The organism is Microbacterium sp. (assembly GCF_003248605.1).
Taxonomy (GTDB): Bacteria; Actinomycetota; Actinomycetes; order Actinomycetales; family Microbacteriaceae; genus Microbacterium.
This window is the reverse complement of the sequence record NZ_QFPF01000164.1, coordinates 1-3,916: the sequence shown is the minus strand read 5'-3', so window position 1 is coordinate 3,916 and position 3,916 is coordinate 1. Positions and strand designations below refer to the sequence as shown.

General features: G+C 69.7%; 2 protein-coding genes. Both read left to right on the top strand.

The genetic code is table 11. The features are described 5' to 3' along the window. The coding region (locus DI573_RS14420) for a class I tRNA ligase family protein (RefSeq protein ID WP_292815779.1) at positions 1-2,435 on the top strand (2,435 nt) is incomplete at its 5' end. Further along, positions 2,432-3,793 carry a folylpolyglutamate synthase/dihydrofolate synthase family protein gene (locus DI573_RS14415; RefSeq protein ID WP_292815776.1) on the top strand — a complete coding sequence of 454 codons (1,362 nt, stop codon included), beginning with the start codon at positions 2,432-2,434 and terminating at the stop codon, positions 3,791-3,793. The genes DI573_RS14420 and DI573_RS14415, both read left to right, overlap by 4 nt. Positions 3,794-3,916: the final 123 nt, after the last annotated feature.

The following is a 3,916-nucleotide window of genomic DNA, read 5'->3' as shown; positions in this document are numbered from 1 at the left end:
ATGCCGAGACCTACGGCACGCAGAACGCCTGGCAGATCCTCGTCGACGACTACGTCACGACGACCGACGGCACCGGCATCGTGCATCAGGCGCCGGCCTACGGTGAGGATGACCAGCGGGTCAGTGAGGCCGCCGGCATCCCCACGATCCTGAGCCTCGACGACGGCGGGCGCTTCCTGCCCGCGGTGGGCGATGTCGCCGGCCAGCTGTGGATGGAGGCGAACACGCCCCTCATCCGGCTGCTGCGCCAGGCCGGGCGGCTCGTGCGCGAGGCCAGCTACGAGCACCCCTATCCGCACTGCTGGCGCTGCCGGAACCCCCTGATCTACAAGGCCGTGTCGAGCTGGTTCGTGCGCGTGACGGACTTCCGCGATCGCCTTGTCGAACTGAACGAAGACATCACCTGGGTTCCCGAGAACGTCAAGCACGGCCAGTTCGGCAAGTGGGTCGAGGGGGCGCGCGACTGGTCGATCAGCCGCAACCGCTATTGGGGCTCGCCGATCCCGATCTGGAAGAGCGATGACCCGGAGCACCCCCGCGTCGACGCGTACGGCTCTCTCGAGGAGATCGAGCGCGACTTCGGTCGCCTGCCACGCAACGAGGCCGGCGACGTCGACCTCCACCGCCCCTATATCGACGAGCTGACGCGCCCCAACCCCGACGACCCCTCCGGGCGGAGCACCATGCGGCGCATCGAGGATGTGCTCGACGTGTGGTTCGATTCCGGCTCGATGCCGTTCGCGCAGGTGCACTACCCGTTCGAGAACCGCGAGTGGTTCGACACGCATGCTCCCGCGGACTTCATCGTGGAGTACATCGGGCAGACCCGTGGCTGGTTCTACGTCATGCACGTGCTCTCGGGCGCGCTCTTCGACCGCCCCGCATACACCGCGGTGTCGGCGCACGGCATCGTGCTCGGCAGCGACGGGCAGAAGATGTCCAAGTCGCTGCGCAACTACCCCGATGTCAGCGAGGTCTTCGATCGCGACGGTTCGGACGCGATGCGCTGGTTCCTGATGTCGAGTTCGGTGCTGCGCGGCGGCAACCTCGTCGTGACCGAAGAGGGGATCCGTGCGGGCGTGCGGGAGTTCCTGCTGCCGCTGTGGAGTTCGTGGTACTTCTTCTCGACGTATGCGAACGCCGCCTACGCGGGCGGCCCTTCGACAGACTCAGGGACCGCCGGGTCGACAGGCTCCGGGACCGCCGGGGCGGACCCCGCAGGATACGAGGCGAGCTGGCGCACCGACTCTGCCGATGCCCTCGACCGCTACATCCTCGCTCTCACGGGAGACCTCGTGCGGGGCGTCGCGACAGACCTCGAAGCGCTCGATTCGACGATGGCCGCGGCAAAGCTGCGGGACTTCGCCGAGGCACTCACCAACTGGTATATCCGGCGCTCGCGCGACCGCTTCTGGGCGGGCGTCACCGCAGACCCCCGGAGTCGCGAGGCATTCGACACGCTGTACACGGTGCTCGAGACTCTCACGCGTGTCGCGGCACCCCTCATCCCTCTCGTCAGCGAGCGCGTGTGGCAGGGGCTGACCGGGGGGCGCAGCGTGCACCTCCAGGAGTGGCCCGACGCCGATGCGTTCCCCGCGGCCGCCGACATCCGCACCGCCATGGATGCCGTGCGTGAGGTGTCGAGTGTCGCGAATGCCCTGCGCAAGAAGCAGGGCAAGCGCGTGCGGCTCCCACTCTCCCGCATGACGGTAGTGGTGCCGGATGCTGCAACCCTGTCGCAGTTCGAGGGGATCCTGCTCGACGAACTCAACGTCAAGAGCGTGGAGTTCGTCGAGTTTCGCCCCGAGTCCTACGACGACCACGGGCTGGCGCAGCGACTCGTCGTCAACGCGCGGGTGGCCGGGCCTCGGCTCGGAAAGCGCGTCCAGCAGGTCATCCAGGCCGCGAAGGCCGGCAACTGGATCGAAGATGACCGCGGGATCGTCGTCCAGACCCCGGAGGGCGAGGTCGTCATGCAGGACGGCGAGGCCTCGCTCGACAGCGACACATCGGTACGCCCCGAGGGCGAGGCGGTCGGGCTGCTGGCGGGCACCGACGGATTCGTGGTGTTGGACACGACCACGACGCCGGAGCTCGAGGCAGAGGGGCTGGCGCGCGATGTCATCCGCGCCGTGCAGGACACGCGCAAGGCTGCGGGCTTCGAGGTCAGCGACCGTATCCACCTCGTGATCACGTTCGCCGACGGCGCCGACGCGCGAGCGGTCTCGGACGGATTCGAATCCGCGGACGTCGCGGGCGAGACGCTCGCGGTCGAGTACCTGCTGGGCACGAAGGACGACACACTGCGCGGATCGTCGCGCAGCTTCGCGGGCGGGACGACCAAGCCCGAGCGCGAGGCCTCCTTCGCGGCGGGTGCGTTCGCGAACGCCGGGGCCTTCACCGTGGGCGTGACCCGGGCGGAGGGTCGCGCATGAGCGAGGATCCGGACGAGGGCCGGGCGCGGGCGGATGCCGTCTATGCGGCGCTGCTGGCGCGGGCGGGGGAGCGCTGGGTGCAGCCGCGCAAGGAGCGCACCGCGCGCCTGCTCGACTATCTGGGCGATCCGCAGCGCACCTACCGCGTCGTGCACGTCACGGGCACGAACGGCAAGACCTCCACGAGCCGCATCATCGAGAGCCTGCTGCGCGCCCACGGGCTGCGGACGGGCCTGTTCACGAGCCCGCACCTGGAGCGCTTCACCGAGCGCATCATGATCGACGGCGCACCCGTCCTCGACGACGCCGTCGCCGATGCGTGGGACGAGATGGCGCCGTTCGTTGCTCTGGTCGACGCCGAGCTCGGCGACGCGGGAGAGGAGTCGCTGACCTTCTTCGAGCTGCTCACCGCGCTCGCCTTCGTGGCCTTCGCGGATGCTCCGATCGACGTGCTTGTGCTCGAGGTCGGCATGGGCGGGTCATGGGATTCGACGAACACGGCCGACGGCGACGTCGCGGTGTTCGCGCCTATCGACATCGATCACGCCGATCGGCTCGGACACACCATCGCCGACATCGCGGCGGTCAAGGCGGGGATCATCAAGGACGGCGCCGCCGTCGTGTCGGCCAGGCAGCATCCTGACGCCGTCGCCGTGCTGCGGGCGGAGGCTGCCCGCCGGGAAGCGAGCATCGCGTTCGAGGGCGCGGAGTTCACTCTCACGGCGCAGCGCCTCGCCGTCGGCGGTCAGGTCATCTCGGTGCACGGCCTCGCCGGCACCTACGACGAGGAATACCTGCCCCTGTACGGCGCGCATCAGGGGGCGAACGCCGTGCTCGCGATCGCCGCGGTCGAATCCCTGATCGGCGGCGGGTCGCAGCGGATCGCATCGGAGGTGCTCGCCGAAGGGCTCGGCCAGGTGATCTCGCCCGGTCGCCTGCAGCTGGTCGGCACGGAGCCCACCGTGCTCGTCGATGCGGCGCACAACCCGCACGGCGCACGGGCGCTCGTGGATGCCCTGCGCACGGCCTTCGACTTCGACGAGTGGGGCGTGGTGCTGGGCGTCCTGGCCGACAAGGATGCCGCGGGCATCGTTGCCGCGTTCGCTCCGATCGCGACCGAGGTGTTCGTCACCGCGCCCGATTCCGATCGCGCCGACGATCCGGACGCGCTCGCCGACATCGTCGAGGCGGTCGGGATGCGTGCGAGCGTGCACCGTGACCTCGACGATGCGGCGGCATCCGCGCGGGAGTGGGCGGCAGCATCCGCCCGCCGCGCCGTCGTGATCGCCGGATCGGTCGTGCTCGCCGGCGAGGCGCTCGGTATCGCGGCGCGCGAGGGCTGGAAGGGCGGATCATGAGCGCCCGACCGCGTCGCGCACGTCCACCACGGAGCCTCGTCGCCAAGCTCGCCTCTGTGGTGCTGGCCTTCGAAGCCATCATCGTCTTCCTCGGCGGCTTGGCCGTCTACGGTCTGCGTGCTC

Excerpts from the sequence above, each read along its gene's own strand:
- DI573_RS14415 (WP_292815776.1), top strand. The coding sequence starts at position 2,432 with ATGAGCGAGGATCCGGACGAGGGCCGGGCGCGGGCGGATGCCGTCTAT.